General features: G+C 49.7%; 19 protein-coding genes. 14 read left to right on the top strand and 5 right to left on the bottom strand.

Annotated elements, in window-relative coordinates:
- Positions 1–230: 230 nt before the first annotated feature.
- The 3 genes from KNP84_RS04000 (at position 231) to KNP84_RS03990 (ending at position 3,121) form a co-directional block, all read left to right on the top strand.
- Positions 231–560: a hypothetical protein gene (locus KNP84_RS04000; protein WP_021066197.1), complete on the top strand. Its 330-nt coding sequence runs from the start codon at positions 231–233 to the stop codon at positions 558–560.
- A 744-nt stretch (positions 561–1,304) separates the two neighbouring features.
- On the top strand, positions 1,305–2,462 hold the full coding sequence (locus KNP84_RS03995; RefSeq protein WP_251131117.1) for an ABC transporter permease family protein: 1,158 nt from the start codon (positions 1,305–1,307) through the stop codon (positions 2,460–2,462).
- A complete protein-coding gene (locus KNP84_RS03990) occupies positions 2,459–3,121 on the top strand; it encodes an ABC transporter ATP-binding protein (protein ID WP_058764720.1) in 663 nt (220 codons plus the stop codon). The genes KNP84_RS03995 and KNP84_RS03990 overlap by 4 nt, the downstream gene beginning before the upstream one ends.
- 266 nt (positions 3,122–3,387) lie before the next feature.
- Here KNP84_RS03990 and KNP84_RS03985 read toward each other — a convergent pair whose 3' ends face one another.
- Both KNP84_RS03985 and KNP84_RS03980 read right to left on the bottom strand, forming a co-directional pair.
- The gene (locus KNP84_RS03985; RefSeq protein WP_058764716.1) at positions 3,388–3,810 is read right to left on the bottom strand and encodes a DUF1801 domain-containing protein; all 423 of its coding nucleotides are present in this window, start codon (positions 3,808–3,810) and stop codon (positions 3,388–3,390) included.
- Positions 3,810–4,166, bottom strand: a complete 357-nt coding sequence (locus KNP84_RS03980; RefSeq protein WP_214802158.1) for a DUF2200 domain-containing protein — start codon at positions 4,164–4,166, stop codon at positions 3,810–3,812. Before KNP84_RS03980 ends, KNP84_RS03985 begins: the two co-directional genes overlap by 1 nt.
- Before the next feature lie 142 nt (positions 4,167–4,308).
- Between KNP84_RS03980 and KNP84_RS03975 the strand changes: the two genes are divergently transcribed.
- Positions 4,309–4,761: a MarR family winged helix-turn-helix transcriptional regulator gene (locus KNP84_RS03975; RefSeq protein ID WP_214714399.1), complete on the top strand. Its 453-nt coding sequence runs from the start codon at positions 4,309–4,311 to the stop codon at positions 4,759–4,761.
- An 8-nt stretch (positions 4,762–4,769) separates the two neighbouring features.
- Positions 4,770–5,291, top strand: a complete 522-nt coding sequence (gene paiA, locus KNP84_RS03970; protein ID WP_214802428.1) for a spermidine/spermine N(1)-acetyltransferase — start codon at positions 4,770–4,772, stop codon at positions 5,289–5,291.
- On the opposite strand, the gene KNP84_RS03965 is transcribed toward paiA, so the two are convergent.
- Positions 5,266–5,952: a haloacid dehalogenase type II gene (locus tag KNP84_RS03965; RefSeq protein ID WP_215114327.1), complete on the bottom strand. Its 687-nt coding sequence runs from the start codon at positions 5,950–5,952 to the stop codon at positions 5,266–5,268. The genes paiA and KNP84_RS03965 overlap by 26 nt on opposite strands.
- Positions 5,953–6,059: 107 nt before the next feature.
- On the opposite strand from KNP84_RS03965, the gene KNP84_RS03960 reads away from it, so the two are divergent.
- Entirely contained in the window at positions 6,060–6,656 is a 597-nt protein-coding gene (locus KNP84_RS03960) for an FMN-binding negative transcriptional regulator (RefSeq protein WP_215114326.1), read from the top strand.
- A 49-nt stretch (positions 6,657–6,705) separates the two neighbouring features.
- Here the strand turns inward: KNP84_RS03960 and KNP84_RS03955 are convergent, their stop codons facing one another.
- Positions 6,706–7,326, bottom strand: coding sequence for a YesL family protein (locus KNP84_RS03955; protein WP_215114325.1), 621 nt, complete (start codon positions 7,324–7,326; stop codon positions 6,706–6,708).
- 27 nt (positions 7,327–7,353) lie between these two features.
- Complete coding sequence (locus tag KNP84_RS03950; protein WP_021066209.1) at positions 7,354–8,478, bottom strand: GntR family transcriptional regulator; 1,125 nt, start codon at positions 8,476–8,478, stop codon at positions 7,354–7,356.
- Positions 8,479–8,845: 367 nt separating this feature from the next.
- Between KNP84_RS03950 and KNP84_RS03945 the strand changes: the two genes are divergently transcribed.
- From KNP84_RS03945 to araA, 8 genes are all read left to right on the top strand, one after another.
- A complete protein-coding gene (locus KNP84_RS03945) occupies positions 8,846–10,195 on the top strand; it encodes an ABC transporter substrate-binding protein (protein WP_021066210.1) in 1,350 nt (449 codons plus the stop codon).
- Positions 10,196–10,263: 68 nt separating this feature from the next.
- The gene (locus KNP84_RS03940) at positions 10,264–11,160 is read left to right on the top strand and encodes a carbohydrate ABC transporter permease (RefSeq protein WP_021066211.1); all 897 of its coding nucleotides are present in this window, start codon (positions 10,264–10,266) and stop codon (positions 11,158–11,160) included.
- A gap of 72 nt (positions 11,161–11,232) precedes the next feature.
- Positions 11,233–12,075 carry a carbohydrate ABC transporter permease gene (locus KNP84_RS03935; RefSeq protein ID WP_031200025.1) on the top strand — a complete coding sequence of 281 codons (843 nt, stop codon included), beginning with the start codon at positions 11,233–11,235 and terminating at the stop codon, positions 12,073–12,075.
- Between the two features lie 68 nt (positions 12,076–12,143).
- Positions 12,144–13,544 (top strand): arabinan endo-1,5-alpha-L-arabinosidase, encoded by a 1,401-nt coding sequence (locus KNP84_RS03930; RefSeq protein WP_215114324.1) that lies wholly within the window; start codon positions 12,144–12,146, stop codon positions 13,542–13,544.
- A 16-nt stretch (positions 13,545–13,560) separates the two neighbouring features.
- On the top strand, positions 13,561–14,871 hold the full coding sequence (locus KNP84_RS03925) for an arabinan endo-1,5-alpha-L-arabinosidase (protein WP_215114323.1): 1,311 nt from the start codon (positions 13,561–13,563) through the stop codon (positions 14,869–14,871).
- A 280-nt stretch (positions 14,872–15,151) separates the two neighbouring features.
- Positions 15,152–16,849 (top strand): ribulokinase, encoded by a 1,698-nt coding sequence (gene araB / locus KNP84_RS03920; RefSeq protein WP_215114322.1) that lies wholly within the window; start codon positions 15,152–15,154, stop codon positions 16,847–16,849.
- The gene (araD, locus tag KNP84_RS03915) at positions 16,843–17,541 is read left to right on the top strand and encodes an L-ribulose-5-phosphate 4-epimerase (RefSeq protein WP_031423581.1); all 699 of its coding nucleotides are present in this window, start codon (positions 16,843–16,845) and stop codon (positions 17,539–17,541) included. Before araB ends, araD begins: the two co-directional genes overlap by 7 nt.
- 34 nt (positions 17,542–17,575) lie before the next feature.
- Positions 17,576–19,063, top strand: coding sequence for an L-arabinose isomerase (gene araA, locus KNP84_RS03910; RefSeq protein ID WP_215114321.1), 1,488 nt, complete (start codon positions 17,576–17,578; stop codon positions 19,061–19,063).
- Positions 19,064–19,069: the final 6 nt, after the last annotated feature.

Here is a 19,069-nt window from a genome sequence, read left to right as displayed (position 1 = left end):
AATCTAAGGACCCTGGACACGATTCAAATTAATCTATCAGGCGAGAGGTCGTGTATAGATCGATTGATGATAGTTAATTCGTAATGAGGAGGAACATACTTTTTATGTAAAAAGAATCAAATTGTAATAATATGTTATTTATCGATTGAATTTAATGGATGGTATGTTAGGTTTTAAATTGTACTAACCTTTCTCACTTCAAAATACTAACAGGAAAGAAGGAATGTGTTATGAACAAGAAGACAAAACGGTTTACTAGCTCAGCTTTAGTAGTCGGTGCGCTTTTATTAGGTGCAGGGTCTGCCTCGGCAGCAACTTTCGGTACTGCCTCTAGTGGAGCCTCTACAGAAGAGTCTTTCCAGATTAAGTACAACGGTGCTGCTTGGAATTACAGTAACTCAGCATACAAATGGACTTCGTTTAAATACACACGTGATGGGAGAACTTTGTTGAGCAAAGTCGCCTACAGCAGCAAAGTGACAGGGTCTGTTTGGGATGATTTAAGATGGGGAGATAAGTACACGACAAAATTCGGCTGGGCCCGTGGCGCACTAAAATAAGACTTTGTCGTTTGAATTTTTTAATTACTAAGCACGTAGGGGACGTGAATCAGGCCCGAGAGGTATGTTCCTACAGGGCCTGATCTTATACCGATGCGATGTGATTTATTTCTATTTTAACTGGAAGATCAGCTTGTTTTTCTTGATGATCAGTTAGAACTCACAGTTTTTTTTAGCTAGGTAGTTGGCATTTAATTATACGTGTTACCATAAATTTATAAATGCCGTCTGTAAGGAGTAGGTCATGAAATATTCTTTATTTAGATTTAATGATGTGTTTGAAGCTTTTGCCATTTACTTCTTCTGTTTCGTTTCAAATTTAATATTACTTTATGTAAAAGTCACAGATTTAGAGGGCTCATTTATTTTAATGTCGTTCATTGAAAGCATTATCGACTATCAATTTGTAATCAGTATTGTTCTCACTTTTATTATGATGATTTTTCATTATCAATTTTTAAATCGGAGAAAAGTAGAGATATCCTGTCGCATCCTCGTCGGTGACACAAAGCAAAAGATTATGATTCGATATATGTTGAATAGCCTGGCGATCTTGCTGTTCACCTTTTTACTATCACTTTCATTGAACTTCTACTTGGATTTGAATATAACCAGCAATCTCTACCTCGTTTTGCTGTTTATCGTATACATATTAATTAGTGTAGGTCAGGTGAATAGAGAATGAGAATTTTACACTTTTTTATAACTAAAATATTTTTGAAAAGGTGGATCCTTGTTTTTGGAATGATCCTATTACTTTTTCTAGCGAATTATCTCTCGTTTAGTGCCACGCGTTCGATTATTTCGACTGTACAAGGTTATCAAGAAATTGAAACGTTTAACCAAGAAGGGAATTATATCGCCAATCTGGACCCGGACAGTGAAGCTGATTTCGCTCGAATTGAAATCGAGGATACACGCAAGATTTATGAGGATTTAAATAACAATTATACATACGCCCTACAAGCTGATGGTTTTACGACCTCGTTAGAGAATGAACATGATATGGAAGTGTCGTTCAATTACATCAATGATGAGGCTTACCAACTTAATCAGTTCAAATTGGCGCAAGGTGATCATTTGAGCTTCGATTATCAATTTCAAAAAGATGAAATTCCGGTCCTGATAGGTGGGGGTCTGGCCTCGACGTATCCTGTAGGATCAAAAATCGAGATTGCTGATCCGGTTACCCAACAGGTAGTCGATTTGAAAGTTCAAGGAATCTTGGAGAAAAATACGCACCGCTCTAATTTTTATGCGCCCAATTCAAAGAATTACTACAATTTTTCAATTTTCGTACCCGTCAATGAACAATTTATTCAAAGTGCAGGGCTTGACCTCCATTTGAATGGTTTGATGGACATCGTGCTTCTTGGTTCGACGAAAGAAGAAGCGACGAAGCTTACTGAACAGATTCAAAATGAGTTAGGGTTAGACTTTAACTTTTTTAATCAGCAAGAAAACTTTGAGTACTTTGAAGATTATTATATAAGCTCATTAAAAATGATTAGTGCGATTACGTTAGTGTTACTCGTCGTCATTATTTGTCTGGCGACCTGGAATACGCTGATCAGTGTTCGACTCATGATCAAGGATTTTACAGTCAATTTATTAGTTGGATTAAGTTATTCCAAACTGAGAACCATTTTTTATAGTTACTTTGCGATTTTGTTCTCAATCAACCTCGTTATCTTATTTGCAATTACCGCCTTCAACCGATACGGCTTTTGGATGAGAAAAGATTCGATTTTTGCTACGTATGGACTGTTTGGCTTAATCAGTATGGATTGGATCGCTTTCCTAGGTGTTCTGTTGATTGACGTGATCATTGGGTTGATGATTGTAGAACTTACGTTAAAAAAAATCAAAGGTATTCCAATCTCGGTGGGGGTTTTGAAATGAGTAGTATCATCAAGTTAGAAATCCAGAAAAAATCATTTGATAAAAAAGGGTTTTCGATCTTACATGATTTTGAGTTGGAGGTTCAACCGGGGGAGAAGCTCTCGATTATAGGGGAATCTGGAGTGGGGAAAACATCTTTGCTCAATATCATCGGATTACTGGATACGCGATATCAAGGGAGTTATGAGCTATTTGATTCATCGGTTCAGGAGCTGTCACGGAACAAACTAGCAGAATGGCGCAATCAAAAAATTGGATTTGTTCTGCAGGAGTCGGCACTCATTGATTCGTTGACGATCGAGGACAATATTAAGTTACCCCTCATGTATGCCAACATCGAAAAAGATCCGAGCGCCCAAGAACATTTCAAACGGATTGTTAATAAAATTGGCATCGAGTCTATTTTGAAGAAAAAGCCGCTGGAGTGTTCGGGCGGGCAACGATCTAGAGCTGTTTTCGCGAGGGCTGTCATTATGAATCCCCAAATCATTCTATCCGATGAGCCTACCGCGTCATTGGACCCTGAGAATAAAGAAAGAATCATCGATTTATTGTTTGAGATGAATAAAGAGTTCAATACGACGGTGATTACCGTGACGCATGATTTAGATGTGGCCAATCGTCACGAGCGAATCATTAAGCTTAAAAGGAGCGAATAAAATGGGATTCTTTGCAATGGTCTTGTCATTCCTACTCGGTATCTTCTTTACCGTGATTGGTGTTGTTCGTAGAAAACAAAACGTGATATATAAACTTTTCATCGTACTAGGGGTTACTCTCCTTATTGTGGCGGTATACCTAGCAAGACCACAATAAAAGCCTGGGCATTGAGGTCTGAGACAGTCCTCAATCAGCATCGTCACGATTGTGTAAAAGGGGAAAAACACGCTAAAAAGGCAGGTCGAAACAATTCGACCTGCCTTTTTTAGCGTGATTCGTAAGCCGTAATCCATTGCTCCGGCGTCATCTTCGAGACGAGCTCGCCAATCAACTCGTACGGGATATGTTTGACGTTGCCGAAGCGGATACAGCTCTTGCCCATGTTCAATTTCGTCGGCACTTGGGCGGCGTATGACTCCTCGAACCAGCGGAGCAGTTCCGGGTCGCTATAGACGCCCATATGATACACGGCGACATGGTTCTTCTGGGCGATGACGCTCAAGAACGGGAGCGGGGTGCCCGGCGTGACGTGATACCCGGACGGATACGTCGATAGCGGGACGACATAATGGATGCCGTTCCCGTCGGTCGTCTTCTCGAACCCGGCCGGTAAGTTCGCATCGATGACGTCAATTAAACGGATGAAAGCGTCGAGCCGCTTGTCGTCGACGAGTGTCGTATAGTCCATCAGACGTCGCCTCCTCGTAAAATCTTCGCCATCGCCTTGCCTTTGGCCAGTTCGTCGACGAGTTTGTCCAAGTAACGGATTTCGCGCATGAGCGGCTCCTCGACATTCTCGACGCGGACGCCGCAGACGACGCCTTTAATCAAGGCGCGGTCTTCGTTCATCTTGGGTGCCGTGGCAAAGAACGTGTCAAAATCGACCTCGGCAGCGAGTTGGCGCTCGAGCCCAGACTCGTCATAACCGGTCAACCAGCGAATAATCGTATCGACTTCGTCTTTCGTCCGGCCTTTCCGTTCGGCTTTCGCGACGTAAAGCGGATATACGCTCGCGAAGCTCGTCGTGTAAATACGGTGTGCCATGAAATCCCCTCGTTTCGTGGAATGATACCTTCATTTTCTCACATAATCAAAGCCCATATCCAAAATACTTTTTGTTGCAAATGCAACTAAATGGATTATACTGAACGTAACGTATTGTAAATACAACAATCAGGAGGATTGTATGAGAGACCAGTTGCGTGAAATCGGGATGATTGCCCGTTCCCTCGACTCGATCAGCAATATCGAGTTCAAGGAGCTCGAGCTGACGAAAGGGCAATATTTGTATTTGGTCCGGATTTGTGAGGAGCCGGGCATCATTCAAGAGAAGCTCGCCGAATTGATTAAAGTCGATCGGACGACGGCGGCGCGGGCGGTTCAAAAGTTGGAAACGAACGGGTTGATCACGAAGCAGGACGACCCGCACAACAAGAAAATCAAACGGCTCGTCCCGACTGAACGGGGCAAGGCGCTGTATCCGGTCATCATCCGCGAGCATGAGCATTCGACTAACGTCGCGCTCGCCGGGCTGAGCGACCAGGAAGCCGAGCAGCTGCTTCGGCTGTTGAAGCGGGTCCGCCACAATATCGAAGGGGACTGGGATGCCGTGAAAAAAGGGAAGAAACGAGACTACTAGGGGGAACAATCATGATCACCATCAAAGCTTGTACAATCGAAGACGTTGACGCACTTCGCACCATCAGCATCGAGACGTTCACGGAAACGTTCGAAGCGGAGAATGACCCGGCGCATTTGGCCGCGTATCTCGAGCGGGCGTACAACGTAGCGCAACTTAAAAAAGAGCTTTCGAATCCGGACTCACAGTTCTTCTTCGCCATACTTGACGGGGAAGTCGCCGGTTATCTAAAAGTGAACGCCAACAACGCCCAGACCGAGGCCATGGGCGAAGAGGCGTTCGAACTCGAACGGATTTATGTGCGACGGAAGTTCCAAGGTAGTGGCGTCGGCAAGGCGTTGTACGACCAGGCCATCACATGCGCAGGCGAACTGAACAAACGTGAAATCTGGCTCGGTGTGTGGGAACATAACCATAAGGCACTCGCCTTTTACCGAAAGCACGGCTTCGTCCAGACCGGGGCGCATACGTTTTATATGGGTGACGACGCTCAAGTCGATTTGATTATGGCCAAGCCGCTTCGTCCGTGACCCATTCCAGTATGCCTGACAAGTCCTCGTAGACGGCGTCAGGAGCCAGGTCGGGCATATCGACCGGTTTGCTGTCGCGGTTGATCCAAGCGGTATGGAATCCGAAGTTCTTCGCACCGGCAATGTCCCAACCGTTCGAGGACATAAACAGCACCTCGTCCCGCTTCAACCCGCTGTTCTTGAACCAGTGCATGTAGGCGGCCGGTGACGGCTTCGCTTGTTTGACGCCGTCGATGCTGACGAGTTCGTCGAACAGGTCGGTGAACCCGGCGTTTTGGATGAGTTCCGTGAGCATCGCGTCCGTCCCGTTCGAGAGAACGATGGTCTGTTTATGATGCAACTGGTGTAAGACGTCTTCAACCTCTTCATATGGTGACAGGTCGGCGTAAGTGGCAATCAATGCGTCCTCCGTCTCGATCGTCCACGTCACTTCGGCCGCTGACAATGCATACCGAAGCGCGTCGCGCGTGACGACGGAGAAGTCCTCGTAGCGCCCCATGATGTGGCGGGTAAAGAAGTAGTCGAGCTGTTTCGTCCGCCATGCCTGGCTGATTTGGTCCCCTTTTCCGGGGAACTGTTCGTCACACGCCGTCTTGACGGAATGGACGTCGAACAAGGTCCCATATACATCGAACACGAATGCTTTAACAGTTGGTTTCATGAAATCCCTCCTCAGTAAAATCGTGTCATCTACTCTTTACCCTAGTTGGCGTGAATTATACGGAAGGGTCCAGTCAGTTGAACAACGAACAAGACAGGAGGAATTTGATGTACGTCCCAAAACTTTACGCTGTGAATGACCCGAAAGAAGTCTACGCCTTTCTGAAGGCCCATCCGTTCGGCACCGTCGTCACGCATGACGGACAGAAGCCGATCGCGACGCACGTGCCGCTCCGTTTCCATGAGGAAGAGGGCCGCGTCTGGTTCACGACACACATCGCCAAAAACAATCCACAGTGGCAAACGATTGAAGACCAGACCGTCCTCTTGATCGTCCAAGGCCCGGACGCCTATGTGTCGGCGTCGTGGTACGGGCATGAGGACGTATCGACGTGGAACTATCAGGCCGTCCATGCATACGGACAGGCCACCATTTTCAATGCGGACCAACTCGATGAAGACTTGGCCGGACTGCTTCAAGACCATGAAGGGGACCGGGAGCACGCCGTCGTCTGGGAGGAACTGTCCGAGCCGGTGCAGCGGCAGAAATATGGCGTCGTCGGGTTCCGCATCGATATTTCGGACATGCAGGCGGCGTTCAAGCTGAGTCAGAATCGAAACGAAATGGATTATACACGTATCGTCTCGGAACTCGAACAGGCAGGGTGTCCGATGGCAGATGTGATGCGAGCATATAAAAAATAACCCTTCCCTCGTCTGCGTGACCTAATCGCAGATGGAGGAAGGGTTTGTTTCATGAAGACTTGATGTCGACGTGGCGGCTCATGATGGCGCGGTCTAACTGGTGGAGGTACAGTTTCGTCATTAAAAACACGATGAACGAAAAGCCGAACAACAAATAGAGCGGAGAGCGATACGCGAGCATACCAAGCGCTGTGAATAACAAGAGCGCGAGCACGACAATATAGCCATATCGCATGATGCTGAATAACGCCAACTTCAAGGCATCCATCGTCTTCATCTCGTAGTGCGTCAAAATCGGAAACAGGAATAACGATAGGGAGGTGAAGACAAATCCAATCACGAACAGACCTGTGAAGAGAATCGTTTGCCCGGTATCGATTTGACGAATGAGCAAAAAGTCGATCAACAAGACGAATACAAACAAGGTCCAGGCTACACCTAGCTTATAATGACGGCGCACTCCTTCATTAAAGAAGCGGAAGTAGGCGCGGAACACGCTGTAATCTTGGTTGACCGACCATTGCCGTGTGACGGCATGTAAAGCGTACAAGGCCGGGAACAACGTGATGACAGGCAGAATGGTCAGTAAGAAGACCACGTTCAGTTGCACCAGGCTGGTGACAAATTCGAGCGCTTGGAATAGCTTGTTGTGTTCATGTTTTAAATTCATGAGGACCTCCAAGAAGTTAGCAGAGAATCAGCCTAATTTAGATTCGAGACGATTATAGGGTGCAGTCGAGTTGCGGACGATCAATTCAGGTTCATACGTATGTGACGGTGGCGTGTCCTTTTTCTCGACAGCCGCGATAATCCACTCGGCTGCGGCACGACCCAATTCTTGCTTCGGGTGGATGATTGAAGTCAGTTTCACCTCTGTCGCGACGGCAAGCACCGAGTCGTCATATCCGACGAGTGAGACGTCTTGCGGGACAGAGAGGCGTAGATTTCTCAACTGGTCCAACACGTTAAGGGCGAGTTGGTCGTTATAACAGACGATTGCACTCGGCCGTTCGTCCGCGTTCTCGAACACTTGATGAATCACGTCATAAAAAGAAGGCACAAGTTCTTCTGTCGTATACGTTATAATTAATTCTGGCTCTAGGGGGAGATTGTATTCTCGGAACGCGCGTATAAAGCCGCGCATCCGATGGACCCCTTGAAGGTCATCTGTTTTGAAGAGTCCCATGATGCGCTCATGGCCAAGTTTGATGAGATGTTCGGCAGCCAAGAATCCACCTTTCTCGTCATCCATAATCAAATAAGGAGGCGTCAACTGCGAATAGTATTGGTTAATCATCAAATACGGCGTATGCTGTTGTTCGAGTTCTAAATAATATTTGATGTTCGGATTGTAGCTACTGCTCTTCGTCGGCTCGACGATCAACCCATCAATTTGACGATCTAACATCATCTCGAGGCACTGCCGTTCTTTCTCGACGTTGTTATCCGTACAAGATAAGGTTAGCGTATATCCTTTTGAAGCCAAGTGGGATTCAATCCCCCGGATGATAGACGGGAAGATATAGTCAGACATGTAAGTCGTGATGACCCCGATGTTTTTACCATTTCCTAAACGTTCGATCGTCTGGGGAGTCGAGGTCGGGAGGACCGGGGAACAATACGTGCCCGAGCCTTGTTCACGGTAAAGATAACCTTCGTTTACGAGTTCTCCTACAGCTTGTCGAATCGTATGACGGCTCACTCCAAATGATTGGACCAATTCATTTTCAGAAGGAATTTTTTCGCCGGGTCTTACCGTTCCATCTTTTATCCATTCAAGAATATGATCTTTGACCATATTGTACTTTGTGCGTTGTGCCATCTGGCGTCCCTGCTTTCTCTCATGTACGTCGAACAACTCATACGTACAAGATATGATCTTACTTCCATATTAACAAACAAATGTACCGTTTACTATGAATAAGCAAAAAAAGCATCTGAATTTTCTATGAATATGTACGGATGAAATATAAAAATACATAAAAATCGAATTGACATGTCCGAACGTGTGTAATAGACTCGAATTGTACAGAAAACGCTTTCATTACCAATTATATCGGTTTATTGGCTAGTAAATGTATAGTGTTGTGTGGGCTTCATTATACAGTTTGCTTTTTTATTTAACTCAACATGTACGTACATCTTTATCATGCTTTGCACATGAATATAAATTGATGGAGGAATTCACAATGAATCGTAAATCGAAAAAAATGTTTGCGTTGACGATGTCAGCACTGATGACAACTTCTTTTGCGCTCGCCGGCTGTTCGGGAGACGAGGCAGGCGCGGATGGAAAAGTTGAACTGACATTTATGTTCCGTGGAAATCCAGAAGAGTTAAAAGCCTATCAAGCGACGGTGAAACGTTTTGAAGAAGCCAATAAAGATGTGAAGGTGACGATGGTCCAGACGGCGCCGGATCAGTACGACACGAAACTCAAATCGGCCATCGCAGGTCGCAAAATCCCGGACGTCTTCTTCTATAATCCTGCCCAAGTGAAGGCCTATGTAAACTCGGGCGTGCTACTCGATATCACTGAAGCGGTTGAAACTTCAGAAGACGTCAAGTTGGACGACATTTGGGAGAAGGGTGTCGACAAATATCGTTTCGATGGGAAGACGCTCGGAGAAGGCGCGATTTACGGACTACCGAAAGACTTAGGTCCGTTCGCACTCGGCTACAACAAGACGATGTTCGAAGATGCGGGCATCCCGCTTCCGGATAAAGACAAACCATATACATGGGATGAATTCGTAGACGTGGCCAAACAGTTGACGAAAGACACGAACGGTGACGGGAAGATGGATCAGTACGGCACTGGCTTCAACGTGAACTGGGCCCTTCAACCGTTCGTTTGGAGTAATGGAGCAGACTGGATCAATGAAGATGGTACGAAAGTGACAATCGATGATCCGAAGTTCATCGAAGCGTTGCAATTCTTTGTCGATCAACAGTTGAAACACGGAATCACACCGTCAATCGGCGAAACACAGACGCTCGACACGTACCAACGTTGGTTGAAAGGTCAGCTCGCCTTCTTCCCGGTCGGACCGTGGGATATGGCGGCATTTAAAGAACAGTTGAAATTCGAATACGACTTACTCCCATGGCCAGCTGGTTCTACCGGTAAAGCGTCGGGATGGGTTGGGTCGCTCGGGATTGGCGTCGGTTCGACGACGAAACATAAAGAGGAAGCGGCAGAGTTGGCCATGTACTTGTCTGCCGACCAAGAAGGGCAACAAGCGCTCGTAGACGCGCAAGTCCAATTGCCGAACAGTATGGAAATCGCAGACAATTGGGCGGCTGATACGTCGATCAAACCAGAAAACAAACAAGAGTTCCTTGATTTGATCAACGATTATGGCCGCGGCTTCCCGGCTGAGAAAACATACACGGCAGAATGGTACGACGAGTTCTTCAAAAACATCCAGCCTGTCCTCGATGGTAAAACATCGGTCGAAGACTATGTGAAGACGGCGCAGCCGAAGATGCAGAAGTTGCTCGATGCGGCGATCGAACAAGAGAAACAGGCGAACTGATCAGAGAGTCGAAACGGGGTGGCGAAGTTCGCCACCCGCGTCTCTGACGTTGAAAGGATGGAAGAACAATGAAAACAAAATCGATTTCCAAGTTATATCGAACTGAACAGCGGTACGCTTACCTGTTCGTTGCGGCACCGGTCATTGGGTTCTTTCTCTTCGCGTTCGTACCGTTGATGTATTCCGTTTACGGCGCCTTCACGAATTGGAACGGTCTCGGTCAAATGAAATTTATCGGGTTTGAGAACTTCGTTAACTTGTTCCAAGATGAATACTTTTATAAGTCGATGTACAACACGCTCTTTATGATGATTGGGATTCCGATCGGCATCGTCCTCGCGCTGCTGCTCGCCCTCGCGTTGAATCGAAAGATTTTTGGGACAGACACGTTCCGCGTGATTTACTACATTCCCGTCATCTCGTCGATTGCCGCCGTCTCGATTTTGTGGCAATGGGCGTATAACGGGGACTACGGATTGGTGAACCAATTCCTGGCTTTGATCGGGATTGACGGGCCGAACTGGCTTCAAAACACCGATACCGTTAAACCTGCGCTCATCCTCATGGCGATTTGGAAAGGGCTTGGCTACACGATGCTCCTTTACTTGGCGGCGCTCCAAAGTGTCCCGAAATCATTTTATGAGGCAGCGAAACTCGATGGAGCCAACGCGTGGCAAAGCTTTTGGCACATCACGCTCCCGATGGTCAAACCGGTCACGTTCTTCATCATCGTGACGAACATCATCGGTGGTGCGCAAATCTTCACAGAAATCAACGTCATGACACCAACCGGGGGTCCGGAGTACTCGTCTGCCTCTGCGGTCTTCTACATTTGGCAAAAATCGTTCGGGAACTTCCAACTCGGTTACGCTTCGGCGATGGCGCTCGTCCTCGGGCTCTTCATTTTCATCGTCACGTTGCTCCAATTCCGGATGAATGAAAAATCATCGTTCGATCTTGATTGAGCGATTCGCGTATAGGAAAGGAGAATGACCATGCAATTAGCTCTCTCACGGAAAAAAGAGAACGTGGAAACGATGTCGGTGAAGAAGAAGGACCGGATCACAGATTTCTTCATCTTTATCTTCCTGTCCATCGGAGCGGTCGTTATGATCGCGCCGCTGCTCTGGATGGTATCGACGTCGCTAAAATCAAAAGAGGATGTGTTCGCACTCCCGCCGGTATGGATCCCGACCGATATTTCGTTTAGCAAGTACACAGAAATTTGGAGCATGGGCCCGCTGTTGTCGGGGATATCGAACAGTTTGATCGTCGCGTTATCCGTCACAATCGTCGGAACGTTCACGTCGAGCTTGGCGGCGTTCGCCTTCGCGAAGTTGAACTTCAGAGGCAAGAATAAAATCTTCCTGCTCTTGTTCGCTTCTGTCATGATCCCGTACCCGGTGCTCATGATTCCCCAGTTCATGATGTTCTCGAGCATCGGCTGGGTGGATACGCTGTTACCGTTGATCGTGCCTGGACTGTTCGGGAATATTTTCATGATTTTCTTCTTGCGCCAATTTTTGAACAGCATCCCGAACTCGATTATCGAAGCGGCCAAGATTGATGGCTGCTCGTACTTCCAAATCTTCTATAAGATTATCTTTCCATTGATCAAGCCGGCCGTGGCCGCGCAATTGATTCTTTGGTTCATGGCAATCTGGAACGACTATCTCGGACCGATTCTGTATTTGAACTCGCCGGAGAAACAGACGCTTCAACTTGTCATCGCGAACTTTAACGCATCGTATGCAATTCAAAGTGATTATCCGTTAATCATGGCCGCGTCCGTCGTGGCGTTACTCCCGATGTTAATCGTCTTCATGATCTTCCAAAAACAGATCATCGAGTCGATTGCGATTTCTGGTGTGAAGGGCTGAGGTGTGACAGGACAAAGGCACCCGTCTTTTTTAGGCGGGTGCCTTTTTGATGGAGAAAGGAGATTGACATGAAAAAAATGATGGTCTGGATGGCGTTGCTCATCGTCGCGGTCGGAGGTGTTTTCTTCTGGCAGACGACGAGTGCGTCAATCGATGAGTTGCCGCTCCCGAAAGCGCCGTTTGATCAAAAAGTGGAAGATGTGACGCCAGACGTGCTCAACAAAGAGAGCGAGTGGACGACGAACTTCACGCATGACGGGGCAATCTTTAAAGATGGTGACACGTACTACGTTTTCTCGACGGATTACATGGTGGGTAGTCCTCCGACGCCCGGCATTCAAATTCGTAAATCGACCGATCTCATTCACTGGGAGTTCGTCGGCCGTGTGTTCGATCAAGTGTCTGAAGAGGCGTTCGCTTGGGCCGGTGGGAATACGTTCTGGGCCCCGGCAATCACAAAGATTGGAGATCGGTTCCACTTGTACTATTCCGTATCAGGGGTCGGTAGCCGCACGTCGTACATCGGACTAGCGACCGCGTCAACGATCGAAGGGCCTTGGGAAGACGAGGGTGCCGTCGTGACGTCGAAAGACGGGGACGGGGGTGTCGCCAACGCGATTGACCCTCATGTGACGCAAGATGCGTCAGGCAAATGGTGGATGACGTATGGGTCGTACTTTGGGGGAATCTTTTTGACGGAGATTGACCCAGGCACCGGGAAGCGAGTGGACGAATCGTCAGAAGGAACGCTGCTCGCCAAACGGAAAGACATGTCGATGGGCATCGAAGGACCGGAAATCTTATACAACGATGAGACAGGCTATTACTACTTGATGGTGTCGTATGGTTGGTTAGAAGATACATACAACGTCCGGATCGGTCGCTCGAAGTCAATCGCGGGACCGTACGTCGACTCGCGTGGTCGCGACTTACGGGACGAATCGGATGAGTCATTTGATACGGGCGTGAAAATCGTGGGTCCGTATCGTTTCGAAGGAGATGACGGATACGTCGGGACCGGACACTCGGCATTCTTACAAGACGGGACTGACACGTTCGTGTTGCATCAGGCGCGACCGAGTGAAGACATCTATTGGTCACAGTTGCACGTCCGAAAAGTGTATTGGACGAAAGATGGTTGGCCGGTCGTCTCGCCCGAGCGCTATGCAGGCGAAGGAGACGTCGAGGTCGACGACGTCCATCTGGTCGGGGACTGGGACGTCATCACGTTCCCGCGATTCGACGATGGGCAGCAAGCCTCGAGCACGTTGACGTTGAAACGAGGCGGGAAGCTCGAAAACGGGGACGGGTCTTGGCGATTGAACGGCTCGGTCCTCGAGGTCGAAGTCGGGCAAGAGACGTATGAGACGCAAGTCGGAGCGGCTTGGGATTGGGAGAATTGGCAACCGACGATCATCTTCACAGGTCTGAGCGAGGACGGCACCGCCGTATGGGGCAAAAAACGATAAAAGGAGAAACGGAAACATGCAAAAGCTGAACGGTCCGAAACGAGAAGAACGTTATGTGTTAGAACGATTGACAGACGAAACGATGTGGGGCACACACAACGCCCACGATCCGGCGTCAATAAAAGTCGGGGATTGGTATTACGTGTTCTCGACGGACGCCGCCCACGGACATCACATCAACGGCGGGATTCAAGTGCGTCGCTCACTTGACTTGATCCATTGGGAATACGTTGGCTTGGCGCTTGAAGAACTTCCGCACGAGGCTGTGGAATGGACGGGGGCGCCAGGGCTTTGGGCGCCGGAAGTCGTGTTCATGGGTGGTCGCTATGTCATGTACTACGCGGCTTCACAATTTGGACAGACGCAGTCGTATATCGGTGTCGCCAGTGCGGAAACGATAGACGGACCTTGGCAGGATCACGGGCTCGTCGTGAAGAGCGAGGCGGGGACATCGGGGCCGAATGCGATCGATCCGAATATCACATTCGATGCGCAAGGAGAACCGTGGCTCGTCTACGGCAGCTTCTTCGGGGGGCTGTATGTGTTCCCGGTCGATCCGGAAACGGGAAAGAAACGCCCGGGGAGTGAGGAGACGTTGATTGCGAAACGTCACCAAAGCGTTGAAGGGGCAATCGAGGGACCGTATATCGTCTATCGGGAGGCGGATCGCCATTATTACTTGTTCGTCTCGTACGACTCCTTGTTCAAGGACTATCACATCCGTGTGGCCCGCTCGACTTCGATCACCGGACCGTACGTCGATTTTGATGGGAACGTCATGACCGACCTCGAGATCGACCCGCAACAAGTCGGCATGAAGATTCTAGGGGGCTATCGGTTCGGGGCTGGGGAAGGTTGGGTTGGTCCTGGTCATAACTCCGTCTTGCAGGACGGCGACAAGGATTATCTCGTCCATCACGTCAGAGGTGAGCAAGACCCGCACTGGCACGAACTGCATATCCGGAAAATCATCTGGACGGAATCGGGCTGGCCGCTCGTGTCTCCGCAACGATATGCCGGGGAAGAGGAACGGCCCATCGAGATGGAAGAGCTCGTCGGGGAGTGGGAGTGGATCTACATGGACCGGACGAAACATGGCGTCCTGCCTTCGAGTAAGATTGAACTTCTAGCTGACGGGACGTTCGTGACAGAGGAGGGCGAACGAGGGCGTTATGAGAAGCTGACGGATACGACCATCAAACTCTACGGTCCTGAAGGGATCACTTGGCATGTGTTACCGGGTTGGGACTGGGAGAATTGGCGAGAGACGCTCGTGTTCGCGGGACTGTCTGACCAAGGGCGAGTCTTTATTGGCAAACAACTATAAATATCCGTACAACTTATCGCATTCTCTTAAAGATGCGTGTCACAGTTTTTTCAGAACTAACGCAAAAATGTTCGAATAAAATACTGAAAACAGTTGATTAATTTAAAATAGTTGATACAATCAAGGTGTAAGTTATACGTACAACTTAATTGTATCTTTTTGTTTTCTGTACGAATCAGGCACGGTATTTGAATAGTTGTACGGATGAAAAAGACAGGAGTGCCCACACACTTTATTTTTTTCATCCTATATGTAAGCGCATTCTTTTGGAGGTAGGGTGATGAATATGGCCAACTATACAATCGGCGTCGACTACGGGACGCAATCAGGACGTGCGGTCCTCGTCGACGTAGCGACAGGTCGAGAAGTGGCGACCGCGGTCAAACCGTACACACATGGCGTCATGGATGAATATTTACCGGACGGGGTGACCCGTCTCGAGCATGATTGGGCGCTCCAACATCCACAAGACTATTTAGAAGTGTTAGAACTCACCATCCCGGCCGTCGTCAAAGAGGCGGGGATCACGGCTGACCAAGTCGTAGGACTCGGTATCGATTTCACAGCCTGCACGATTTTACCGATTGACGAACACTTGAACCCGCTTTGTTTCCGCGAGGAACATCAGCAAAACCCGCACAGCTACGTGAAGCTTTGGAAGCATCACGCCGCGCAAGACGAGGCGGACGAGTTGAACCGCATTGCGGCCGAACGGGGCGAAGCGTTCTTGAAACGATACGGCGGGAAAATCTCATCGGAATGGATGATCCCGAAAGTGTGGCAAATCCTGAACGAGGCCCCGGCGATTTATGAAGAAGCGGACCAGATATTAGAAGCGACGGATTGGGTCGTCTCCCAGATGACAGGACACGTCGTTCGGAACAGTTGCACAGCTGGTTATAAAGCCATTTGGCATAAACAAGACGGTTACCCGTCGAACGAATTCTTTAAAGCGCTCGACCCGCGGCTAGAGAACGTTGTCGAAGAGAAACTATCTCGCGACATCGCGCCAATCGGGTCCAAGGCGGGTGAACTGACAGAGGCGTTCGCCGCCCGGATCGGACTCCTTCCAGGCACGGCCGTCGCGGTCGCGAACGTCGACGCCCACGTGGCGGTACCGGCTGTTGGAATCGCCGAACCTGGCAAGATGTTGATGGTCATGGGCACATCGACGTGTCATATCCTACTCGGTGAAGACGAACAAGTCGTCCCAGGCATGTGCGGTGTCGTCGAAGACGGCGTCATCCCAGGATTGATGGGCTATGAAGCTGGCCAATCGTGTGTCGGGGACCATTTTGAATGGTTCACCGAGACGTGTGTCCCAGGACATTACGTCGAAGAGGCCGCCTTGAAAGGTATCGGCATCCATCAGTTGTTGACGGAGAAAGCAGCCCGGCAACGTGTCGGGGAGAGCGGTCTCGTCGCCCTCGACTGGTGGAACGGGAACCGATCGACGCTCGTCGATACGAATTTGACGGGTGTCCTCCTCGGAGCGACATTGCTCACGAAACCAGAAGACATTTACCGGGCATTGATTGAAGCGACAGCGTATGGGACACGGACGATTGTGGAAGCGTTCCGGAACAGCGGTGTCCCTGTGCATGAAGTATATGCAGCCGGCGGGATCGCCGAGAAGAACGCCCTCATGATGCAAATCTATGCGGACGTGTTGAACATGGAAATCAAAATCTCCGCCTCCTCGCAAACGCCTGCCCTCGGGTCGGCCATGTTCGGAGCGGTGGCGGCCGGTGCGGAGCGAGGCGGTTACGCCACGATCACGGAAGCGGCAGCGAAGATGGGCCGTGTCAAAGAAGAGACGTACAAGCCGATCCCGGAAAACGTCGCGACGTATGATGCTCTGTTCGCCGAATACACGAAACTATACGACTACTTCGGTCGCGGTGAAAACGATGTGATGAAACGCTTGAAAAAAATCAAAGCCGACGCGTCACGCGTGAAGGAGGAGCCGGTATGGTAAGCCGCCATTTGAAGGAAGCCGTGCTCGAAGCGAACTTGGCCCTCCCGCAACACGGCTTGGTCACGTTCACATGGGGCAACGTCAGTGGCATCGACCGTAACGCCGGATTGGTCGTCATCAAGCCGAGCGGTGTCCCTTACGAACGATTGACCGTGGAAGACATGGTCGTCGTCGATTTGGAAGGTAACGTCGTCGAAGGCGAGCTTCGTCCCTCATCAGACACACCGACCCATCTCGCGCTCTACCGGTCTCTCCCAGAGATTGGCGGGGTCGTGCATACCCATTCGCCATGGGCGACGAGCTGGGCACAGGCGAAGCGGGCGATTCCGGCGTTCGGAACGACACACGCCGATTACTTTTATGGCGAAATTCCGTGCACTCGAGAATTGACAGACGAAGAGATCGCAACGGCGTATGAGCTCGAGACCGGACACGTCATTTTAGAGACGCTCGACGAGTTAATGCTCGAAGCGGTCGCCGTTCCCGGCGTACTCGTGGCCAACCACGCACCGTTCTGCTGGGGCAAAGACGCGAATGAGGCGGTCCACAATGCGGTCGTCCTCGAGGAAGTCGCGAAGATGGGACTTCACGCCTTGAACTTGAACCCTGGCCTGACACCGATTAAACAGAGCATCTTAGATAAACACTATTTGCGAAAACATGGGGCGAACGCATACTACGGCCAAAAATGACCGGAACTTCGCCCTCACATTAGGGGGACTTTGGATGTTGACAGCAAAAACATATGAATTTTGGTTCGTGACAGGAAGCCAAATGCTTTACGGCGAAGACGTGCTTCGACAAGTGGAGGATCATTCAAAAGAGATGGTGGCCGGACTCGATGCGGCCGACGTCTTCAGCGACCGGATCGTCTTCAAAGGCGTCGTCAAAAATGCAGAAGAGATCCGTCAGATGATGCTTCAGGCGAATGCGGACGACTCATGTGCAGGCGTGATCACCTGGATGCACACGTTCTCGCCATCGAAGATGTGGATCAGTGGCATGCGCGTCCTGCAAAAACCGTTGCTCCATTTCGGGACACAGTTCAACCGTGACATCCCTTGGGATGCGATCGATATGGACTTCATGAACTTGAACCAATCGGCGCACGGCGACCGGGAACACGGCTTCATCACGAGCCGGATGAACGTCAAACGCAAAGTGCTCGTCGGGCACTGGGAAGACGAGACGACACGCGGCAAGATGGCGAGTTGGATGAAAGTCGCTCATGCGTTGGCCGAAAGCAAAGTGTTAAAAGTGGCTCGTTTCGGTGACAACATGCGCAACGTCGCCGTGACGGAAGGCGATAAAGTCGAAGCGCAGATTCGCCTCGGTTGGACGGTGGACGGATATGGTGTCGGTGATCTCGTCGCATATATGGACGCCGTGACCGACACGGATCTCGATGCGCTGATGGACGAATACGCGTCTCGTTACGAGCTGACGAACAAAGGGATGGCGGAAGAGGAGTTCCTCGACTCGGTCCGTTACCAGGGTCGCATTGAACTCGGTATGAAAGCTTTCCTCGAGGCAGGCGGCTATACCGCCTTCACGACGACGTTCGAAGATTTGCACGGCATGAAGCAGTTGCCGGGTCTCGCCGTCCAACGCTTGATGGAGCAAGGCTATGGCTTTGCCGGAGAAGGTGACTGGAAGACCGCAGCGTTGGTCCGTCTCATGAAAATCATGGCGAACAACGAGCGGACCTCGTTCATGGAAGACTACACGTACCACTTCGAGCCGGGCAACGAGATGGTGCTTGGCGCCCACATGTTGGAGATTTGTCCGACGATTGCGGTCGATCAACCAAGAATCGAAGTCCATCCGCTCGGTATCGGCGACCGAGAAGCACCGGCCCGGATCGTCTTTGAAGGACAGAGCGGCAAGGCGTTGAACGCGAGTATCATCGATCTCGGCCATCGCTTCCGTCTTCTCGTCAACACGGTCGAAGGCATTCAGCCGGAAGAGGCGATGCCGAACTTGCCGGTCGCACGCGTTCTTTGGAAAACAGAACCTTCGATGGCGCAAGCGGTCGAAAACTGGATTCAAGCCGGTGGGGCGCACCACACCTGTTATTCGTATGAAGTGACGACAGACCAATTGCGGGACTTCGCGGAACTGCTCGACGTTGAAATCGCGGTCATCGACGCCAAGACGGAGACGATCCAATTCAACAACGAACTACGTTGGAACGAACTTTACTATCGACCATAATCTAAA

The organism is Exiguobacterium sp. s70 (assembly GCF_018618315.1).
GTDB lineage: Bacteria > Bacillota > Bacilli > Exiguobacteriales > Exiguobacteriaceae > Exiguobacterium > Exiguobacterium chiriqhucha.
Note: the sequence above shows the minus strand (reverse complement) of the source record. Positions and strands in the feature narration are given on the sequence as shown.